The organism is Streptomyces glaucescens, assembly GCF_002154375.1.
In the GTDB taxonomy this organism is placed as follows: domain Bacteria; phylum Actinomycetota; class Actinomycetes; order Streptomycetales; family Streptomycetaceae; genus Streptomyces; species Streptomyces glaucescens.
On record NZ_MUND01000335.1, the window covers coordinates 1 to 1414 of the forward strand.

Below are 1414 nucleotides of genomic sequence, written 5' to 3' on the forward strand. Positions count from 1 at the left end.
CGTTGCCGGCCGAGGCGACGACGACGGACCCCTTCTTCAGGGCGTACTGGACGGCCTCGTCCTCGGCGGGCTCGGGATGGGCGGAGGCGGAGTCGTCGCCGAGGGAGAGGTTGATGACGTCGGCACCCTGGTCGGCGGCCCAGCGGATGCCGTCGGCGAGGGCGTTGCCGCGGGTCTTGCGGGCCGTGGCGCGCGCGGAGTCGCCGTCCTCCAGGATCACCCGGACGGGCAGGATCTTCGCCTCGGGAGCGATTCCCATGACGCCTTCGGTGCCGCCGTAGCCGTGTCCGTGCCCGGCGATGATCCCGGCCATGGCGGTGCCGTGCCGGGCCCAGGCGCGGTCGCCCCGCTCGGCGCCGAAGCCGACCATGTCCTTCCCGGTGAGGACGTTGCCCTCGAGGTCGGGGTGGGTGGCGTCGACGCCGGTGTCGAGGACGGCGACGGTGATGCCGGCGCCCTTGGTGATCTGCCAGGCCTCCTGGGTGTGCAGGGCCTCGAGCCCCCATTGCTTGGCGCGGATGCCGTCGGCGTGCGCGACGGTGGGCGGCACGAGCGCGAGACAGGCGGCGAGCAGGGCGCTGAGCAGGGCGGCCCGGTGAGTCGTGCGGCGGCGGGTCATGAGGGCTGCTCCGTGGCGGCGACGACGGAGGTGCGCAGACGGCGTTCGATGCGGTCGGCGAGGCCCTTCGCCTCGTGGCCGAGGCCCGCCTGGGCGGGGGCGGTGGTGGCGCCGGAGCGTGTCGCGTCGGCGGCGGGCTGCGGGTCGTCCACGGCCCGGCCGTCGGCCCAGCCGGAGACGGCGAAGACGACGACCGGGGCGTCGGTGAGCACGGAGACGGTCCAGGAGGCGCGCTGGGCGGTGCCGAACGCGGCGGCGACGGTGCCCTTCGGGGCGTAGGGGCGGGGCATCAGGTCGGTGCGGCGGTACAGGCCCTCGTCCTCGAACTGCCTCTCCAGGGAGCGCATGCCGGCGGCGTCGGCCTCGGTGAAGAGCAGGCCGACGGTGGTGACATGGCTCTGGGTGGCGTCGGTGTAGGTGGCGCGCAGCAGCCGGTCGCAGCCGGCCGGGGCGAGGGCCTTGCGCAGCAGCGGGTCGAAGGCGCCGGCGCAGCCGCCGTCCGGGGCGACGGCGATCCGGGTCCAGGTGCGGTCGGCTCCGCCGGGGCCGGCGCCGCGGCCCGCCACGGTGGGCGGGAAGAGCTGGTCCACGGGCGCGTTGTGCCAGAGCCCGGCGGCCGTGGCGAACGCGCCGCGCTCCCCGGCGTCGGCCGAGTCGCCGACGAGCCAGCTGCCGGTGAGTGCGCCGCCGATGAGGCCGAGCCCGAGGACGACGCAGGCGGCGGCGGCGACCGTCTGCCGGCGCACCCGTCCGCCGAGCGGGGGGAGCGGGCCGGGGTCGCCGTAGGTGGGGGGC

Annotated in this window: 1 protein-coding gene and 1 pseudogene; both read right to left on the bottom strand. The window is 76.7% G+C overall.

Translation table 11 applies throughout. The annotated features are described in order from the left end of the window. Nucleotides 1-619, bottom strand: a 619-nt coding sequence (locus CCN42_RS21930; protein ID WP_158102116.1) for a S8 family serine peptidase, incomplete at its 3' end; no start/stop codon positions are given. Continuing rightward, nucleotides 616-1414 (bottom strand): annotated as a pseudogene (locus CCN42_RS21935) (hypothetical protein); the annotation flags it as partial. The pseudogene CCN42_RS21935 and the gene CCN42_RS21930, both read right to left, overlap by 4 nt.